This window comes from Pseudomonas sp. PB101, assembly GCF_009764265.1.
Taxonomy (GTDB): domain Bacteria; phylum Pseudomonadota; class Gammaproteobacteria; order Pseudomonadales; family Pseudomonadaceae; genus Aquipseudomonas.
In genome coordinates this window covers 1-17,908 of the sequence record NZ_RWIR01000007.1, presented here as the reverse complement: position 1 = coordinate 17,908, position 17,908 = coordinate 1, and the positions used below count along the sequence as shown (strand labels likewise).

Annotated in this window: 18 protein-coding genes; 12 read left to right on the top strand and 6 right to left on the bottom strand. The window is 59.2% G+C overall.

The annotated features are described in order from the left end of the window. Nucleotides 1–17 precede the first annotated feature (17 nt). Both gluQRS and dksA read right to left on the bottom strand, forming a co-directional pair. The gene (gene gluQRS / locus EI969_RS01490) at nt 18–908 is read right to left on the bottom strand and encodes a tRNA glutamyl-Q(34) synthetase GluQRS (RefSeq protein WP_160385627.1); all 891 of its coding nucleotides are present in this window, start codon (nt 906–908) and stop codon (nt 18–20) included. A gap of 77 nt (nt 909–985) precedes the next feature. Then, nucleotides 986–1,426, bottom strand: a complete 441-nt coding sequence (dksA, locus tag EI969_RS01485) for an RNA polymerase-binding protein DksA (RefSeq protein WP_007995322.1) — start codon at nt 1,424–1,426, stop codon at nt 986–988. A gap of 334 nt (nt 1,427–1,760) precedes the next feature. On the opposite strand from dksA, the gene EI969_RS01480 reads away from it, so the two are divergent. Then, nucleotides 1,761–2,933 carry a pyridoxal phosphate-dependent aminotransferase gene (locus EI969_RS01480; RefSeq protein ID WP_160385626.1) on the top strand — a complete coding sequence of 391 codons (1,173 nt, stop codon included), beginning with the start codon at nt 1,761–1,763 and terminating at the stop codon, nt 2,931–2,933. Continuing rightward, nucleotides 2,933–3,646 (top strand): DNA/RNA nuclease SfsA, encoded by a 714-nt coding sequence (gene sfsA / locus EI969_RS01475; RefSeq protein ID WP_160385625.1) that lies wholly within the window; start codon nt 2,933–2,935, stop codon nt 3,644–3,646. Before EI969_RS01480 ends, sfsA begins: the two co-directional genes overlap by 1 nt. Here the strand turns inward: sfsA and EI969_RS01470 are convergent. Further along, nucleotides 3,643–3,960: a Rieske 2Fe-2S domain-containing protein gene (locus EI969_RS01470; RefSeq protein ID WP_160385624.1), complete on the bottom strand. Its 318-nt coding sequence runs from the start codon at nt 3,958–3,960 to the stop codon at nt 3,643–3,645. The two genes, sfsA and EI969_RS01470, sit on opposite strands and share 4 nt — an antisense overlap. A 166-nt stretch (nt 3,961–4,126) precedes the next feature. Here EI969_RS01470 and EI969_RS01465 point away from each other — a divergent pair, with 166 nt between their 5' ends. Continuing rightward, a complete protein-coding gene (locus tag EI969_RS01465) occupies nt 4,127–4,999 on the top strand; it encodes a hemin ABC transporter substrate-binding protein (protein WP_160385623.1) in 873 nt (290 codons plus the stop codon). A gap of 265 nt (nt 5,000–5,264) precedes the next feature. Here the strand turns inward: EI969_RS01465 and EI969_RS01460 are convergent, their stop codons facing one another. From EI969_RS01460 to EI969_RS01450, 3 genes are all read right to left on the bottom strand, one after another. Further along, nucleotides 5,265–5,537 (bottom strand): TfoX/Sxy family protein, encoded by a 273-nt coding sequence (locus EI969_RS01460; RefSeq protein WP_008053897.1) that lies wholly within the window; start codon nt 5,535–5,537, stop codon nt 5,265–5,267. A gap of 244 nt (nt 5,538–5,781) precedes the next feature. Further along, nucleotides 5,782–6,126 (bottom strand): pentapeptide repeat-containing protein, encoded by a 345-nt coding sequence (locus tag EI969_RS01455; RefSeq protein ID WP_160385622.1) that lies wholly within the window; start codon nt 6,124–6,126, stop codon nt 5,782–5,784. A gap of 91 nt (nt 6,127–6,217) precedes the next feature. Continuing rightward, nucleotides 6,218–7,774 carry a bifunctional aminoglycoside phosphotransferase/ATP-binding protein gene (locus EI969_RS01450; protein ID WP_160385621.1) on the bottom strand — a complete coding sequence of 519 codons (1,557 nt, stop codon included), beginning with the start codon at nt 7,772–7,774 and terminating at the stop codon, nt 6,218–6,220. Nucleotides 7,775–7,889: 115 nt separating this feature from the next. On the opposite strand from EI969_RS01450, the gene mrcB reads away from it, so the two are divergent. The 9 genes from mrcB (at nt 7,890) to msrQ (ending at nt 17,755) form a co-directional block, all read left to right on the top strand. Beyond that, entirely contained in the window at nt 7,890–10,208 is a 2,319-nt protein-coding gene (mrcB, locus tag EI969_RS01445; protein ID WP_160385620.1) for a penicillin-binding protein 1B, read from the top strand. 16 nt (nt 10,209–10,224) lie between these two features. After that, nucleotides 10,225–10,962 carry a tetratricopeptide repeat protein gene (locus EI969_RS01440; protein WP_160385619.1) on the top strand — a complete coding sequence of 246 codons (738 nt, stop codon included), beginning with the start codon at nt 10,225–10,227 and terminating at the stop codon, nt 10,960–10,962. After that, nucleotides 10,962–11,297, top strand: coding sequence for a YqcC family protein (locus tag EI969_RS01435; RefSeq protein WP_160385618.1), 336 nt, complete (start codon nt 10,962–10,964; stop codon nt 11,295–11,297). The genes EI969_RS01440 and EI969_RS01435 overlap by 1 nt, the downstream gene beginning before the upstream one ends. Nucleotides 11,298–11,780: 483 nt before the next feature. Further along, nucleotides 11,781–13,505, top strand: a complete 1,725-nt coding sequence (locus EI969_RS01430; protein WP_150716671.1) for an acetolactate synthase 3 large subunit — start codon at nt 11,781–11,783, stop codon at nt 13,503–13,505. A gap of 2 nt (nt 13,506–13,507) precedes the next feature. Continuing rightward, on the top strand, nt 13,508–13,999 hold the full coding sequence (ilvN, locus tag EI969_RS01425) for an acetolactate synthase small subunit (protein WP_003176102.1): 492 nt from the start codon (nt 13,508–13,510) through the stop codon (nt 13,997–13,999). A 48-nt stretch (nt 14,000–14,047) separates the two neighbouring features. Then, nucleotides 14,048–15,064 (top strand): ketol-acid reductoisomerase, encoded by a 1,017-nt coding sequence (gene ilvC, locus EI969_RS01420; RefSeq protein ID WP_007948647.1) that lies wholly within the window; start codon nt 14,048–14,050, stop codon nt 15,062–15,064. Nucleotides 15,065–15,208: 144 nt separating this feature from the next. Beyond that, on the top strand, nt 15,209–16,063 hold the full coding sequence (gene pssA / locus EI969_RS01415; protein WP_150716670.1) for a CDP-diacylglycerol--serine O-phosphatidyltransferase: 855 nt from the start codon (nt 15,209–15,211) through the stop codon (nt 16,061–16,063). Between the two features lie 58 nt (nt 16,064–16,121). After that, nucleotides 16,122–17,135 (top strand): protein-methionine-sulfoxide reductase catalytic subunit MsrP, encoded by a 1,014-nt coding sequence (gene msrP, locus EI969_RS01410; protein ID WP_160385617.1) that lies wholly within the window; start codon nt 16,122–16,124, stop codon nt 17,133–17,135. Further along, nucleotides 17,135–17,755 carry a protein-methionine-sulfoxide reductase heme-binding subunit MsrQ gene (gene msrQ, locus EI969_RS01405; protein ID WP_160385616.1) on the top strand — a complete coding sequence of 207 codons (621 nt, stop codon included), beginning with the start codon at nt 17,135–17,137 and terminating at the stop codon, nt 17,753–17,755. Before msrP ends, msrQ begins: the two co-directional genes overlap by 1 nt. Nucleotides 17,756–17,908 lie beyond the last annotated feature (153 nt).

Genomic DNA, 17,908 nt, shown 5'->3' with positions numbered 1-17,908 from the left:
CGCCACTGCAAGTGCCATCACCGCAGCTGTGCCTCGGGCAGGCTCAGTGTGCGCGGGATCAGCGAGGCATCCCAGTGGGTAATGGCCCAGTTCAGCACTTCCCGTGGCGTGGCGTAAGTCAGTTCGGTTCCCGGGTTTTGTCCCAGTGCGCGCAGCGCCCGCAGCAACAGGGGCGTTGCCTGATCCTCGGTCAACGGCGGGGAACGGTAGGATTTGCCGAGTTTATTGCCATCAGGCTGAGTGATCAGCGGGATATGCAGGTAACGCGGCTGCGGCAGGCCGAGGAGTTCCTGAAGGTAGAGCTGGCGGGGCGTGGAGTCCAGCAGGTCGGCCCCCCGAACGATATCGGTGATGCCCTGCCAGGCATCGTCCAGGACCACGGCCAGTTGATAGGCGTAGAGCCCGTCGCGGCGGCGGATCACGAAATCGCCGACTTCCCGGCCAAGGTGCTGGCGGTACTCGCCCTGCACCCGGTCGAGGAAATGGTATTCCAGTTCCGGTACGCGCACGCGAATGGCAGCATCATCGGTGCCATGGCCGGCATTGCGGCACAGCCCCGGATAAATCCCGTGATACGGTTCCAGCTGTTTGCGCGAACAGGTGCAGGCGTAGGCCAGGCCGTGATTGAACAGGCGATTGAGCACCTCGGCGTAGGCATCGTGCCGTTCGCTCTGGCGCACCAGTTCGCCATCCCATTCGAAGCCATAGCTTTCCAGGGCCTTGAGAATGGCAGCCTGGGCGCCGGGTTCTTCACGGGGCGGATCAAGGTCTTCCATGCGCATCAGCCAGCGTCCGCCCACCGAGCGCGCGTCAAGGTAGGAAGCCAGTGCGGCGACCAGCGAACCAAAGTGCAGATGGCCGCTGGGGGTGGGGGCGAAGCGCCCGATGTAGGGGGTGTTGGCGGTCATGGATGCATTCGGGGCCATACAAACATCAGAAACAAAAACGGAGCGTTCGCACGCTCCGTTCTTCATTCAAGTCGCAATTATTTGCCGACTTGCTTTTCCTTGATTTCCGCCAGGGTCTTGCAGTCGATGCACAGGTCGGCGGTAGGACGCGCTTCGAGGCGCTTGACGCCGATCTCGATGCCGCAGGATTCACACCAGCCGTATTCTTCGTCTTCGATCAACTGAAGTGTCTTGTCGATCTTCTTGATCAACTTGCGTTCACGATCGCGGGCACGCAGTTCAAGGGCGAATTCCTCTTCCTGGCTGGCACGGTCTGCCGGATCAGGAAAGTTGGCCGCTTCGTCCTTCATGTGGTCCACGGTCTTGTCGACACCTTCCATCAGCTCTTTTTTCCACTGATTCAGGACCTTGGTGAAGTGCTTGCGCATGGGCTCGCCCATGTACTCTTCGCCGGCTTTCTGAACATAGGGCTCGAAGCCGCTGATCGTCTGGTTTTGCTGCTTTGCTTGGGTGGACATGAAATAGACCGCCTCTACTCTTGTAATCCATCTGCGCAGGATTGCTCCATCACCGACACCTGCCGGCCCTGCGGCTGCAAGCGGGCGAACTTACCAGATCAACTCGGGCCGCGCTACTCCCGGATGTCGAGGTTGCGGCTCATGTTGCTTGCCAATGATGGCAAACCGTTGTCTGGCGGCTCTGGAGCGCTGCTCAATTAATGATTTTAGTCAAACCTGGGGCGCGCGCCCGAGTCGTTTGTGTTCGGGGGTGATAAGGCCTCTGACCGCTTTAGGTTCTCGCTCGTTCCTGCGCTTGGGTAGAATCGTTTTTTTTCCCGTTGAAGGAAGGCCAATGGCTCAGCCCTACAGTGCCCGCAGTCGTGCGATCGAACCATTTCATGTCATGGCGCTGTTGGCGCGGGCCAATGAATTGCAGGCCGCCGGCCACGATGTGATCCACCTGGAGATCGGCGAGCCGGACTTCACCACCGCCGAACCGATCATCCAGGCCGGCCAGGCTGCGCTGGCAGCCGGGAAAACCCGTTACACCGCCGCGCGCGGCATTCCGGAGCTGCGCGAGGCCATTTCCGGCTTTTATCAGCAGCGTTACGGTTTGAACATCGACCCTCGACGCATCCTCATCACCCCCGGCGGGTCCGGCGCGTTGCTGCTGGCCAGCGCTTTGCTGGTAGACCCCGGCAAGCACTGGTTGCTGGCGGACCCGGGCTACCCGTGTAACCGGCATTTCCTGCGCTTGGTCGAAGGCGCGGCACAGCTGGTGCCGGTCGGTCCCGATGTGCGTTATCAGTTGACGCCCGGGCTGATCGAGCGTCATTGGGACCATGACAGCGTCGGCGCACTGGTGGCGTCCCCGGCCAATCCGACCGGCACGATCCTGACCCGCGACGAGCTGGCGAAGCTGTCTGTGGCGATCAAGGAGCGCCATGGTCATTTGGTGGTCGACGAGATTTATCACGGCCTGACCTACGGCACCGACGCGGCCAGCGTGCTGGAAGTCGACGACAGTGCGTTCGTTCTCAACAGTTTTTCGAAATATTTCGGGATGACCGGTTGGCGGCTGGGGTGGCTGGTGGCCCCCGACGCTGCCGTCGGTGAACTGGAAAAACTCGCCCAGAACCTCTACATCAGTGCTCCGAGCATGGCGCAGCACGCCGCGCTGGCCTGTTTCGAGCCGGCAACCATCAGCATTCTCGAAGAGCGTCGCGCCGAATTTGGCCGGCGTCGCGACTACCTGCTGCCGGCCTTGCGTGAATTGGGTTTCGGTATTGCGGTGGAGCCGGAGGGGGCTTTCTATTTGTACGCCGATATCAGCAAGTTCGGCGGCGATGCCTTCGCGTTCTGTAAGTATTTTCTTGAAACCGAACATGTGGCGTTCACTCCGGGGCTCGATTTCGGGCGATATCAGGCCGGACACCATGTGCGGTTCGCCTATACGCAAAACCTCGAGCGTTTGCAGGAGGCGGTGGAACGCATTGCCCGCGGATTGCGGAGCTGGCAAGGCTGATGCGATTTCATCCCCCCCTCGAAGAAGGCCGTCTGATTCGTCGTTACAAGCGTTTTCTCGCCGATATCGAAACCGTGGGCGGCGAGTTGCTGACCATTCACTGCCCGAACACCGGCTCGATGCTCAATTGTCAGGTCGAAGGCGGGCAGGTCTGGTTCAGCCGCTCAAACGACCCGAAACGCAAGTTGCCGGGCACCTGGGAGATCGGTGAAACCCCGCAAGGGCGGCTGTTTTGCGTCAACACCGCCCGCGCCAACGGATTGATCGAAGAGGCGCTGCGGGCGGGCGTCATCACTGAGCTGAACGGGTTTACCGGGCTCAAGCGTGAAGTGGCTTATGGTCAGGAAAACAGTCGCATCGATTTCCGCCTCGAATATCCCGACGGGCCGGCCTACATCGAGGTCAAAAGCGTGACCCTGGGCTTCGACGGTACGGCGGTGGCGGCGTTTCCCGATGCGGTCACCCAGCGCGGCGCCAAGCATCTGCGCGAGCTTGCCCACTTGGCCAGGGACGGTATTCGCGCGGTGCAGTTGTACTGCGTTTGCCTGACCGACATCGAGGCGGTGCGCCCGGCGCAGGAAATCGATCCGGCTTATGCGCAGGCCTTGCGTGAGGCCATCGCCTGCGGGGTCGAGGTGTTGGCTTACGGTGTGCGCTTGAATCACGAAGAGATGCTGGTCGAGCGGCGTCTGGACGTGTTGCCGGGTGGCTAAAGGCTGATCCAGATCCCTTGTTCATCCTCGCGACAAGCCACCGCGGTCAAGGCTTGCCCCGCACAGGGGCCGGCGACGCATTCGCCGTCTTCGATCAGGAACAGTGCGCCATGGGTGGCGCACTGGATCAGGCTGTTGCTGGGGTCGAGGAACTGGTCGGGGTGCCACTCCAGCCCAACGCCCCGGTGCGGGCAACGATTGATATAGACATACACCTGCCCGCTGCGGCGCACCGCAAAAAGTTTCTGGCCATCGATGTCGAACCCGCGGCTGCTGTCGTCGACCAGTTCGGCACCTGTGCAAAGCAACTTCATGTCTGTCCTCGGTTCCGCAGCCAGTGACCGGAAATGTCCGAGCTTGACGGTCAAATGCTAACAATTATCAAATGGCTGTCTTGCCCACCGGGTATGGACGCCACATCGCCAAGGATACGTGGCCTGCTCCTTCGATGCCCGGCAAACCTCTAAAAGGAAGCTGTTTATGCGCCTGACCACCCGCGTCGCCATGATCTGCATCGGACTTCTCGGCAGCTATCACGCTGCTGCTGCCGAGTTGCCGCAACGTTGGGTCAGTGCCGGCGGTGCATTGTCCGAGTGGGTGAGTGCGCTGGGGGGCGAATCGAAGCTGGTGGGCGTCGACACCACCAGCCAGCACCCCGCATCCCTGAAATCCCTGCCGAGTATCGGTTATCAGCGTCAACTGTCGGCGGAGGGGATTTTGAGCCTGCGCCCACAGATCCTGATCGGCACCGAAGAGATGGGACCGCCACCGGTACTTTCCCAGATCCGAAACGCAGGCGTACAGGTAGAACTGTTTTCGGCCCGGCCTGATCTGGCGGCATTGCAGGGTAACCTGCAGCATTTGGGCGAGTTGCTGGGCGCGCAAGATCAGGCCGCGCAAATGATGGCGTCGTATCAACAACAACTCGAACAGCAAAAGGTCCCTGTCACCCAGGCTCAGCTCACGCAAAAGTCGCCAGGCGTGCTGGTGTTGCTCGGGCATGCCGGTGGTAAACCGCTCATCGCCGGCAAGGACACTGCGGCCGACTGGATGCTGCAACAGGCCGGGGGACACAATTTGGCGACCCATAGCGGTTACAAGCCTTTCTCTGTCGAGTCGCTGGTCAGTCTGGACCCTGATGTCCTGGTATTTGCCGATCGGGCGTTGGCAGGCGATGCCGCACGCGCTGCGTTGTTCAAGGAGAACCCGATACTGGCCTCGACCCGTGCGGCGAGGGACGGGCGGGTGATCGAACTCGATCCGACGCTGTTGGTTGGCGGGTTGGGACCACGATTGCCGCAAAGCCTCAAGCTTTTGTCGGACGGGTTCTATCCAGGTGCAGCCGATCAATGATTCGGCTCTTCCACAGGCAAAAAAAGACCCGGCAAGAGCCGGGTCAAATAACCGTGATTAGCCTGATGAGGAGATAATCTGAGAGTCCGAACCAAGGGCTATTCAGAATATCGACCAGTCTCGCGACCAGTTGTGATAATCATATCGATTCTCATTACCAAGTCAACCGCTGTTTTTTGATTTCTTTGCGATTCGTCGAACTTACCTCTGTAGACCCCGTAATCATTGGGTTTCAGGTGGCAAAGCGTCAGGGGGATTTATCGGATCAGTTCTTGTGGCGTGTAGAGATAGCTTCCAGTTGTTTGTTCAAGGCTTCCTTGCGCTCGGCAGGAATGTCATTCCAGTGAACGTCCATCAGGGCGCCTTCAATTGCGTACAACAACACCTTGGACGCCCGAAAACCGCGCGTACGCACGGCCCGATAAGCATCCACCGCCCCGAGGCGACGCAAGTCCGACGCGCTATGGATGCCCACGGCATGCAGCCATTGCGCTGACGTCTTGCCAAGATTCTTCAGGTGTTGCAGTTCATCATTCATCAAGCCTCCTTGCGATGGCCGAATGGAGAGCGTGGGCAATCTTCTGAGGAGTGTAGCCATCAGTAGGAAAAGCGTGATTGTTTGCTCGTTTTCGACGCAAATGCTTCTAAGAGACGAGTAGGGGGCAGTGTAGGAAAAGTCGGGAACGCGGTAGGAAGAGGTGGGGAACAATCGGCAATTGCGCGCGAACATCGTTGCAGTCCAGCGCAGGGAGAGCGCTGGACGTGCCAGTCAGCGACGATGATCAGCGGGTGCGATAGCGCAATCGCGTACCGAAGTTCATCGACATCAGTATTTCGTCGGCACTGAGTTCCACCGGAAAGTACGTACCGGAGATTTGCGCGTGGGCCAGGCTCGCGCCTTCCAGGTTCGCCTTGCGAAAGTCGATGCCGCGCAAGTCGGCGGAACGGAAGTAGGCGTCGCTGAAATCCACGCCGTCGGCATTCAGTTCGCGCAGGTCCAGCCCGCGGAAGTCTCCACCGACCATGTCGATAGGGGCATCCTTGGGGCGTTCACTGTTGAAGCCGCTGATGTCGTCTTTGTGCAACAGGGCATAAAGCGGAGTGTCGAGAAGTTTAGGCTGGCTCATGTCGCATCACCTGATGGTTTTATGACGCCAGTATAGTGCCACTATTTTGCAGTCGTGAAGCCTGTGCGGGCCCCACGACTGAAATAGTTTCTTACAGGCCTGGCAGGCGCTGGCGAATCTGTTCCACAACGGTATCGAGAGTCCCGCTTTCATTGGTCTGGACGCGCTTGCTGCAGAGGATTTCTGCGGGGGTCAGCGCTTCGCGGCTGGCCTGCTGGGCGGCGATGACGGCCAAGGTGGCGTCGGACGGGTCTTTTTTGTCTGCCTGGCGGGTAGTCAGCCAACTTTCGATGACGGCCTGCGGCGCATTGCAGTCGAGGATCAGGAACGGCGCACCTGTGGCCTCGGCCACCTTTGCGGCACTGTCACGCTGATCACGCTTGAGATAAGTGGCGTCCACCACCACCGGGAAGCCGGCACGCAAAATGATGTCGGCGATTTCGTGCAGGCGGTTATAGGTCGCTGCGCTGGCGTCAGCGCTATAGATGCCGGCCTGTACATCGTTCTCGATGGTTTGTTCACCGAACAGGCGCTTGCGTTCGACATCGGAGCGCAGGCGAATCGCGCCCAGGGCTTCTACCAGACGCATGGCGACATGGCTCTTGCCGACAGCGGAAACGCCGTGGGTAATGGCCATGAAACGCGAAGGAATGGTGCTGTAGCTTTCCGCCAGGTTGGCGTAGTTGCGGTACTGGCGCAGGGTCGTGGCACGCTGCACGGGGGTAGCATCGGCCGGCATGCTGAACAGGGCGACCTTGGCGCGAACCAGTGCGCGGTAGGCTTTATAGAAGTTCAGCAGTTCGAGGCCTTGATAGTCGCCGGTCAGTTCCAGGTACTGGCTGATGAAACGACGCGCCAGGCACTTCAGGCCGCGATCTTCCAGGTCCATCGCCAGGAAGCCGGTGTCGGCATATACGTCGGTGAAGCGAAACGGCTCGTTGAATTCGATGCAGTCGAAGATCACGACCTTGCCATCGATTACGGTAGCGTTGCCCAAGTGGATATCACCGTGGCATTCGCGAGTGAAACCTTCGGCCTTGCGCTGGGCGAGCAGTGGCTTGAGGCGTTCGAAGCTGCTTTCGGCCCAGGCTTGCAGGGCGTCTAGCTGCAGCAGGTCGGCTTTGTCGCTGAGGAACGGGCGGATCTGTTCGAAGTTCTGCCGCACCGGCGCCATGACGCTGTCCGGGGTGCCGGCTTCGTGCCCGGCCGGCACTTTCGGTGCGCTGAGGTGGAAGCGGGCGATTTGCTCGGCCATCTCGTCGATGTGCGCGGTGGTCAGTTCGCCATTGGCTTGCAGGGTGCTGAGCAAGCCGGTTTGCGGGAACTGGCGCATCTTCAGTACATATTCGATCGCCGGGCCTTCACCGCCCAGTTGCGGCGCCTCGACACTGCCGGTAACGGGCAGCACTTCCAGATACAGATCGTCGGTCAGGCGCTGGTTCAGGCGCAGCTCTTCAGTGCAAAAGTGTTCGCGGGCTTCAAGGCTGGTGAAGTCGAGAAAACCGAAATTGACCGGCTTCTTCACTTTATAAGCGAAGGGACCCGTGAGAACGACCCAGGAAATATGGGTTTCGATGACCTGGAATCCGTCTACAGGATGCGGGTAGATGGCAGGGTTTTGCAGGGCAGCGATCAGGGACTGGCTCACAGGCGATCCTTCAGAGTCTGGAAAATCAAGGGTGCCATTATGGCCGCAACTCCGCTCGACGCAAACCTCGGAGCGCTCCTGTTGAGTATGAATAAAGTGCGTATAATCCGCCGCCATGACTCGTACCCGAACTCCTCGTACCCCCAAGAAACCACCCTCCAGAGGCCTGCGCCCCTGTTTGGGCTGGGCCATTAAACTCAGTCTGGTCGGCCTGGTAGTGCTGGCCGGATTCGCCGTTTACCTTGATGCGATCGTCCAGGAGAAATTCTCCGGCAAGCGCTGGACCATTCCGGCCAAGGTTTACGCGCGTCCGCTCGAGCTGTTCGTCGGACAGAAGCTGAGCAGGGATGATTTCCTGACCGAACTCGATGCCCTGGGCTATCGCCGTGAAAGCGTGGCCAACGGTCCGGGCGCGGCGTCGGTCAACGGCAATACCGTTGATCTGAACACCCGTGGCTTCCAGTTCTATGAAGGCATGGAGCAGGCGCAGCCGGTGCGTGTGCGTTTCTCTGGCGATTACGTGGCGGAACTGGCGGGAGCCAAAGGCTCGAAGCTTTCGGTGGTGCGCCTGGAACCGTTGCTGATCGGCGGCCTGTACCCGAAAAACCTCGAAGACCGGATCCTGATCAAGATCGATCAGGTGCCGCCGTACCTGCTTGAGACCCTGGTGGCAGTCGAGGACCGCGATTTTTATCATCACTTCGGTGTTTCGCCGAAGTCGATCGCCCGCGCAATCTGGGTCAACGGTTCGTCCGGCCGCATGCGTCAGGGCGGCAGTACCCTGACTCAGCAGTTGGTCAAGAACTTCTACCTGACCAACGAGCGCAGCCTGAGCCGCAAACTCACCGAAGCGATGATGGCGTTGCTGCTCGAGCTGCATTACGACAAGCGCGAAATCCTCGAGGCTTACCTCAACGAAGTGTTCATCGGGCAGGACGGTCAGCGCGCGGTGCACGGTTTCGGGCTGGCCAGCCAGTTCTTCTTCAGCCAGCCGCTGGCCGAACTCAAGTTGCATCAGGTCGCATTGCTGGTGGGCATGGTCAAAGGACCTTCTTCCTACAACCCGCGTCGTTATCCGGAGCGTGCTCTCGAGCGGCGCAACCTGGTACTCGATGTGCTGCAAGAGCAGGGCGTCGCCACTGCCGAGCAGGTTGAGGCGGCGAAGAAAATGCCGCTGGGCGTGACCAAGCGTGGCAGCCTGGCGGACAGCTCGTTCCCCGGTTTCCTCGATCTGGTCAAGCGCCAGTTGCGCGAAGACTATCGCGACGAAGACTTGACCGAAGAAGGTCTGCGCATCTTCACCAGTTTCGACCCGATCCTGCAGATGAAGGCTGAAGCCTCGGTCAACGACACCTTCAAGCGCCTTTCGGGGCGCAAGGGTTCCGATGACGTCGAAGCGGCAATGGTCGTGACCAACCCGGAGACCGGTGAGGTGCAGGCCATGATCGGCAGTCGCCAGGCCAGTTTTGCCGGGTTCAACCGGGCACTGGATGCTGTGCGTCCGATCGGCTCGTTGATCAAGCCGGCGGTCTACCTGACGGCGCTGGAGAAACCGAGCCAGTACACATTGACCAGTTGGCTGTCGGACGAGTCCTTCTCGGTCAAAGGGGCGGACGGTCAGGTCTGGAAGCCGCAGAACTACGATCGTCGCTCCCACGGCACGGTCTTCCTCTATCAGGGCCTGGCGCATTCCTACAACCTGTCGACCGCGCGGCTCGGGTTGGCGGTCGGTGTGCCGAACGTCCTGAAGACGGTGGAGCGCCTGGGTGTGTCTCGTGAATTCCCGGCCTTCCCGTCGATGTTGCTCGGCGCTGGCGGCATGACACCCATCGAAGTGGCGACCATGTACCAGACCCTCGCCAACGGCGGCTTCAATACGCCGATGCGCGGGATTCGCAGCGTGCTGACGGCCGAGGGTGAGCCGCTCAAGCGTTATCCGTTCCAGATTCAGCAGCGTTTCGATCCGGCCTCCATTTACCTGATCCAGAGCGCCATGCAGCGGGTGATGCGTGAAGGTACCGGCAGCTCGGTTTACAACGTGTTGCCAAGAACCCTGACCCTGGCGGGTAAAACCGGCACCAGTAACGACTCGCGGGACAGTTGGTTCGCCGGTTTCAGCCAGGACTTGCTGGCGGTGGTCTGGCTGGGTCGCGACGACAACGGCAAGACCCCGTTCACCGGTGCCACCGGGGCCCTGCAGGTCTGGACCAGCTTCATGCGCAAGGCCGACCCGTTGCCGCTGGATATGCCGCAGCCGGATAATATCGTTCAGGCCTGGGTTGATTCACGAACCGGACAAGGTTCTGACGCCGGTTGCCCGGGTGCCGTGCAGATGCCGTATATTCGCGGCAGCGAACCGCCTCCCGGCGCCGCATGCGGTGGTGAAAACCCTGCCGAGTCGGTGATGGACTGGGTCAAGGGCTGGATGAATTAAGCAAAGAGGGTTTCAAGTGAACAAGTGGTTGATTCCAGCGGTTACCGCCGTGGCTTTGCTCAGCGGTTGCTCCACCGTACAACGTGGTTCGATTCCGGTCGTGGATTCCGGCACTGCCGTTTCCAACAGCGAGCGGGTCTCGGCCAATGGCGGCTTCCGCCAGACGACCGTCAAGCGCCCAGCGCAAGGTCAGTCGCAGACCCAGGCGATTCCGCAGGGCGACACCGGCGTCGTGGTGATGGTGCCAGGCGCGGCAACGACTTCGACGCCGATCAGCACCACGCCGATCACTCCGGGTCCGATCACGCCGGGGCCGATTGACACGTCGCCGGTCCAGTCGGCACCGATCAATCAGGGCAGCTACAGCATGCCGTCGTCGCCAAGCGGGATTCCGTCGGCCGGCTCGGGCGGGCTTTCCGCCGACGAGCAACTGGACGGCCCGGTACTGGCCTTGCTGACCACCGCTCAACAGCAGCAGGCCAGCGGTGATCTCAATGGTGCGTCCTCCAGCCTCGAGCGCGCCCAGCGCGTTGCTCCGCGTGAGCCGCAGGTGCTTTACCGTCTGGCACAGGTGCGGATGGCCCAAGGCGATGCGGCCCAGGCCGAGCAGTTCGCTCGCCGTGGCCTGACCCTGGCCAATGGCCGTCCGGCCCTGCAGGCCAATTTGTGGGAACTGATTGCCCAGGCGCGCGAGAAGCAGGGTGACGCCCAGGGCGCGTCGCTGGCGCGTCAGAAGGCCAAGGTAACGCTGTGATGGATGCGCGTTTTCTTGAAATCGCCGATCAACTGTTGTTGATCGAGCGTGAGTTGCGAGTGCAAGGATGGTGGGATGAAGTCCCCCCGTCCGATGAAGCGCTTTCCAGTGTCGAGCCGTTTTCGGTCGACACACTGGATTTCGAGCAATGGCTGCAATGGATCTTCCTGCCGCGCATGAAGATGATCCTCGAGCAGGATTTGCCGCTGCCCAATGCATCGGGCATTCAGGAAATGGCTGAAATGGTCTTTGCCGGACGCAATGTCCAGGGCAGGGACCGGCAGTTGCAGGTATTGCTCAAACAGTTCGACCAGTTGATCACGGCGTCTCGCTGAGCCAGAAGCTGCCAGCGTCCGCTGGCAGTTGTTCACAATCTCTCTCTATTTTGTCGGCCATTGCCGGGTAAGCGCATGCGCGTGCCAATTTTTTACCAAAAGTTGCGCAATCGAAGCTAACAGACGGCGGATTTACAGGTTTTTTCTTGCGTTCTCATGTGCTTAGTAGAATAAAGCGCATAGACGACTTGACTTGCGAAGGGCGAAACAGAAGAATCCAAAGTCCGCTGTACAGGGACTGCCAGAAGCAGACCCTCTCAGCAGATCATGAGGCGCATATCCGCGTCGACCTGTTACACCCGCAACGCGTTACCTCGCGCTGGGTGGGAAAGGCCCGCAACACTTGGGACGATCCCAATACTTGCTCAGTCAGTGCTGACGTAGTCGGCGACCACCGTCGCTCATGCTCTGCCGAGAAGTAAACCTATTAAGACCCGTCCCATTTTTCGTGGGCGGTATTCTGGCGTTTTAGAGGTGAGCAACGTGGAGCTTTTATCTGGCGGTGAGATGCTCGTCCGCTTTTTGCGTGACGAAGGCGTCAAATATATCTACGGGTACCCGGGTGGTGCTCTTCTTCATGTCTACGATGCCCTGTTCAAAGAACCGGAAGTGACCCACATCCTGGTTCGTCATGAGCAAGCGGCTACCCATATGGCTGACGGCTACGCCCGTGCCACCGGTAAAGCCGGTGTGGTACTGGTGACTTCCGGCCCGGGTGCAACCAACGCCATCACCGGTATCGCCACGGCCTACATGGACTCCATTCCGATGGTGGTCATTTCCGGCCAGGTGCCTAGCACCATGGTAGGTACCGACGCTTTCCAGGAAACCGACATGATCGGTATCTCCCGGCCGATCGTGAAGCACAGCTTCATGATCAAGCACGCGTCGGAAATCCCGGAAGTCATGAAGAAGGCCTTCTACCTGGCGCAATCCGGTCGTCCTGGCCCGGTCGTTGTCGATATTCCGAAAGACATGACCAACCCGGCCGAGAAGTTCGAATACGTCTTCCCGAAAAAAGCCAAGCTGCGTTCCTACAGCCCGGCTGTTCGCGGTCACTCCGGTCAAATCCGCAAGGCGGCAGAAATGCTCCTGGCGGCCAAGCGCCCAGTCTTGTACTCGGGTGGTGGCGTGATCCTCGGTGGTGGCTCCGCACCACTGACCGAACTGGCGAAGATGCTCAACCTGCCAGTGACCAATACCCTGATGGGCCTCGGTGGCTACCCTGGCACCGACCGTCAGTTCATCGGCATGCTCGGCATGCACGGCAGCTACACCGCCAACCTGGCGATGCACCATGCTGACGTGATCCTGGCTGTCGGCGCACGTTTCGACGATCGCGTGATCAACGGCGCATCGAAGTTCTGCCCGAACGCCAAGATCATTCACATCGACATCGACCCGGCTTCGATTTCCAAGACCATCAAGGCCGACGTGCCTATCGTTGGTCCGGTCGAGAGCGTCCTGACCGAAATGGTCGCGATCCTCAAGGAAATCGGCGAGACCCCGAACAAGGAGTCCGTAGCCAGTTGGTGGAAGCAGGTCGATGAGTGGCGCGGTGATCGTGGCCTGTTCCCTTATGACAAGGGCGACGGCAGCGTCATCAAGCCGCAGGCAGTGATCGAAACCCTGTGCGAAGTGACCAAGGGCGATGCCTTTGTAGCCTCCGACGTGGGTCAACACCAGATGTTCGCTGCGCAGTACTACCGGTTCAACAAGCCGAACCGCTGGATCAACTCCGGTGGCCTGGGCACCATGGGCTTCGGTTTCCCGGCAGCTATGGGCATCAAGTTGAGCTTCCCGGATGACGACGTCGTGTGTGTCACCGGCGAAGGCAGCATCCAGATGAACATTCAGGAACTGTCGACCTGTCTGCAATATGGTTTGCCGGTAAAAATCGTCATCCTGAACAACGGTGTACTGGGCATGGTTCGCCAGTGGCAGGACATGAGCTACGGCAGCCGCCACTCTCATTCCTACATGGAATCGTTGCCTGACTTCGTCAAGCTGGCAGAGGCCTATGGTCACGTTGGCGTGCGCATCACTGAATCGAAAGATTTGAAGTCGAAGATGGAAGAGGCGTTCGCCATGAAGGATCGCCTGGTGATCATTGATGTTTCGGTCGACACCAGCGAGCACGTCTACCCGATGCAGATCAAAGACGGCTCCATGCGCGATATGTGGCTGAGCAAGACGGAGCGTACTTAATCATGCGGCACATTATTTCCTTGCTTCTGGAAAACGAACCCGGCGCTCTGTCTCGTGTGGTTGGCCTGTTCTCGCAGCGCAACTACAACATCGAAAGCCTGACCGTGGCCCCGACCGAAGACCCGACCCTGTCGCGTCTGACGCTGACCACCGTTGGTCATGATGAAGTCATCGAGCAGATCACCAAGAACCTGAACAAGCTGATCGAAGTGGTAAAACTGGTCGACCTGTCGGAGAGTGCTCACATCGAGCGCGAACTGATGCTGGTCAAGGTCAAGGCCACCGGCGCCCAGCGCGCCGAGATCAAGCGCACCACCGATATTTACCGTGGACAGATCGTCGATGTCAGCGCCAGCGTGTATACCGTTCAACTGACCGGTACCAGCGACAAGCTCGACAGCTTCATTCAGTCCATCGGCACCGCATCGATTCTGGAAACCGTCCGTAGCGGCGTGACCGGCATTGCCCGCGGCGACAAAGTACTCAGCATCTAAACCAAATTAGCGAACGGCCTGAACGGCCTGGATATATAGGGGAATTTCATGAAAGTTTATTACGAAAAAGACTGCGACCTGTCCATCATCCAGGGCAAGAAAGTTGCCATCATCGGTTACGGTTCCCAGGGCCACGCCCAAGCGTGCAACCTGAAAGACTCCGGCGTTGACGTGACTGTTGGTCTGCGTAAAGGTTCGGCTACCGTTGCCAAGGCTGAAGCCCACGGCCTGAAAGTGACTGACGTTGCTTCCGCTGTCGCGGCTGCCGACCTTGTCATGATCCTGACCCCGGACGAATTCCAGTCCGCCCTGTACAAGAACGAAATCGAGCCGAACATCAAGAAAGGCGCCACCCTGGCCTTCTCCCACGGCTTCGCGATCCACTACAACCAGGTTGTGCCGCGCGCCGACCTCGACGTGATCATGATCGCGCCAAAGGCTCCAGGCCACACCGTGCGTTCCGAGTTCGTGAAGGGCGGCGGTATCCCTGACCTGATCGCTATCTACCAGGACGCCTCGGGCAACGCCAAGAACGTCGCGCTGTCCTACGCTGCCGGTGTTGGCGGCGGTCGTACCGGCATCATCGAAACCACCTTCAAGGACGAGACCGAAACCGACCTGTTCGGCGAACAAGCCGTTCTGTGCGGTGGTACCGTTGAACTGGTCAAAGCCGGTTTCGAAACCCTGGTTGAAGCTGGCTACGCGCCAGAAATGGCCTACTTCGAGTGCCTGCACGAACTGAAGCTGATCGTTGATCTCATGTACGAAGGCGGTATCGCCAACATGAACTACTCGATCTCCAACAACGCCGAATACGGCGAGTACGTGACCGGCCCGGAAGTCATCAACGCCGAATCCCGTCAGGCCATGCGCAACGCCCTGAAACGTATTCAGGACGGCGAATACGCCAAGATGTTCATCAGCGAAGGCGCTACCGGCTATCCTTCGATGACCGCCAAGCGTCGTAACAACGCCGCTCACGGTATCGAAATCATCGGCGAGCAACTGCGCTCCATGATGCCGTGGATCGGTGCCAACAAGATCGTCGACAAAGCTAAAAACTAAGTCACGCGCTTGTACGAAAAACGCGGCTTAGGCCGCGTTTTTTCGTTTGGGAGGCCGGTTCTGGTATAAAGCTGCATCGTTTGTGGTCGAACCGTCGTCCCAGACACCTGTCCAAACTTTCCACCCCGTTGCAAGGTAATGTCCATGAGCGAACGCCCCGAAGAGCCAAACCAGGCTTCTGACGCCGAAAGCCTGCTGCCCATCGATGAACATGTCGAGGAGGGCCATGACGCTGAAGGTCGTAAAGTCCGGCATCGTGGTATCTATCTTCTGCCGAATCTGTTTACCACTGCGAACCTGTTCGCAGGGTTCTACTCCATCATCAACTCGATGAGCGCCCAGGCAGCCTTGAGTGCTGGCGACTCCGCCAACGCAAGCAAGTACTTTGCGTTTGCCGCCATCGCCATTTTCGTTGCGATGGTTCTCGACGGCCTTGATGGCCGCGTGGCTCGCATGACCAATACCCAGAGTGCGTTCGGTGCCGAGTATGACTCGTTGTCGGACATGGTTGCCTTCGGTGTCGCGCCGGCGTTGCTGGCCTTCGGTTGGGCGCTGGGTGACATGGGCAAGGTGGGCTGGATGGTCGCCTTCATCTATGTCGCGGGTGCGGCGCTGCGTCTCGCGCGCTTCAACACTCAGGTCGGTACGGCGGACAAGCGCTACTTTATCGGACTGGCCAGCCCGGCGGCGGCGGGCGTGGTTGCGGGCATCGTCTGGGCGTTCAGCGATTACGGTATCCAGGGCTCGAAGATGTCCTTCCTGGTAGCGCTGATGGTGGCTGCGGCCGGCATGCTGATGGTCAGCAACATCAAGTACAACAGCTTCAAGGAGCTGGACCTGAAGGGGCGAGTGCCTTTCGTGGCGATTCTCGCTGTGGTGCTGGTGTTCGCAGTGGTGTTCAGTGATCCGCCGCGCATCCTGTTGCTGGTTTTTCTCGCCTATGCAGCCTCTGGTCCGGTTCAATACCTGTTACGTCTTCGTCGTAACAAGAAGGCCTGACTTCCCTCATACTCCGCAGTCTATGGGTGCAACAGTCTTCCAGAGCTGCGGAGTAACCATGCTGATCAAAGTCTCCAAAGCGTCCGACTGCCACGAGTCGGACGTCACGCCTGAATCCCTCTATCTGTCTCGACGCAAAGTGCTCGGCGCCACGGTTGCCGGCTTCGCTCTGGGCAGCCTGCCGCAATGGGCCAGTGCTGGCGATGCTGCGCGTTACCCGGATGTTGAACCCGGCAAGGCGCCTTCCTGGTTCAGCGAAAAACTCCCGGCAACCCGGTGGGGTGCGGTCAACGTCAAGGACGAGGCGATAACGCCGTTCAAGGATGCGACCCATTACAACAACTTCTATGAGTTCGGCACCGACAAGGGGGATCCGGCTGCCAATGCCGGTGCGCTGAAGACCGAGCCATGGACACTAGTCGTGGACGGAGAAGTGGGTAAACCGGGGCGATATGCGCTGGAAGACTTCATGAAGCCTTATCAGCTGGAGGAGCGCATCTATCGCCTTCGATGTGTGGAGGCCTGGTCGATGGTCATTCCATGGATAGGTTTTCCCCTTTCAGCGCTGCTCAAGCAGGTCGAGCCGGCTTCCAGCGCGAAATTCATTCGCTTCGAAACCCTGCAGGACCCGCAAAGCATGCCGGGACAGCGCTCCGGTTTCGCCTTGATCGACTGGCCTTATATAGAAGGGTTGCGTCTGGACGAGGCAATGAACCCTCTGGCGATTTTGGCGGTGGGCATGTATGGGCGTGAGTTGCCGAATCAGAACGGTGCACCCTTGCGCCTGGTGGTGCCCTGGAAGTACGGCTTTAAAAGCATCAAGTCGATTGTGAGGATCAGTTTGGTGAGTGAGCAGCCAAAAACCACCTGGCAGAGTATTGCTGCGGACGAGTACGGCTTCTATGCCAATGTGAATCCGACCGTCGACCACCCACGCTGGACTCAGGCCCGGGAGCGGCGCTTGCCGAGCGGCCTGTTCAAACCGAATGTGCGTGACACGCAAATGTTCAATGGCTACGCGGATGAAGTCGCTTCTCTATATACAGGGCTCGATCTGCGGAAGAACTACTGATGCGATATCCGCTTTGGCGTGTGGCCGTGTTTGTTGCAGCGATGGTGTGGCCACTGCTCTGGTTGTACCAGGCCTGGGCAGAAGTGCTCGGGCCTGATCCGGGCAAGGTGTTGGTTGATCGATTGGGGGTGGGCACACTTGTTCTGCTGCTCATTACATTAAGCATTACGCCGCTGCAGAGGCTGACGGGTTGGGCGGGGTGGGTAGCGGTCCGGCGGCAACTGGGGTTGTGGTGTTTCGCTTATGTAGTTCTGCACCTGAGCGCCTATCTGGCATTCATTCTTGGATTTGATTGGTCGCAGCTTGGGGTGGAGCTGCGCAAGCGTCCGTACATCATTGTCGGGGCGTTGGGTTTTTTGTGTTTGCTGGCGTTGGCGTGCACGTCCAATCGATACAGTCAGCGACGCTTGGGGGCTCGCTGGAAGAAGCTCCATCGTCTGGCTTATTTGATTCTCGTGCTTGGATTGCTGCATATGCTGTGGATCGTTCGCGCCGATCTGAAGGAGTGGGCGATCTATGCATCTATAGGTGCGCTGCTTTTAGTGCTGCGGCTACCGCCCTTGGCCCGTCGAATACCGCGTCTAGTGGCTAAAAAGGCCTCTTCTGCCAAAAAGGCGTAATTAGTGGTTGACGGCAGATTCTGGAGGCCTATAATTCGCCCCACTTCCGGCGCAGTCGAAACGGAAAACTCCTTGGTAAACAATGAGTTACGCAGATTTCGACAGCAGGTGCTTCAGGTCATCGAAGCCAAAAGGAAGTTGAAAAAGAGGTGT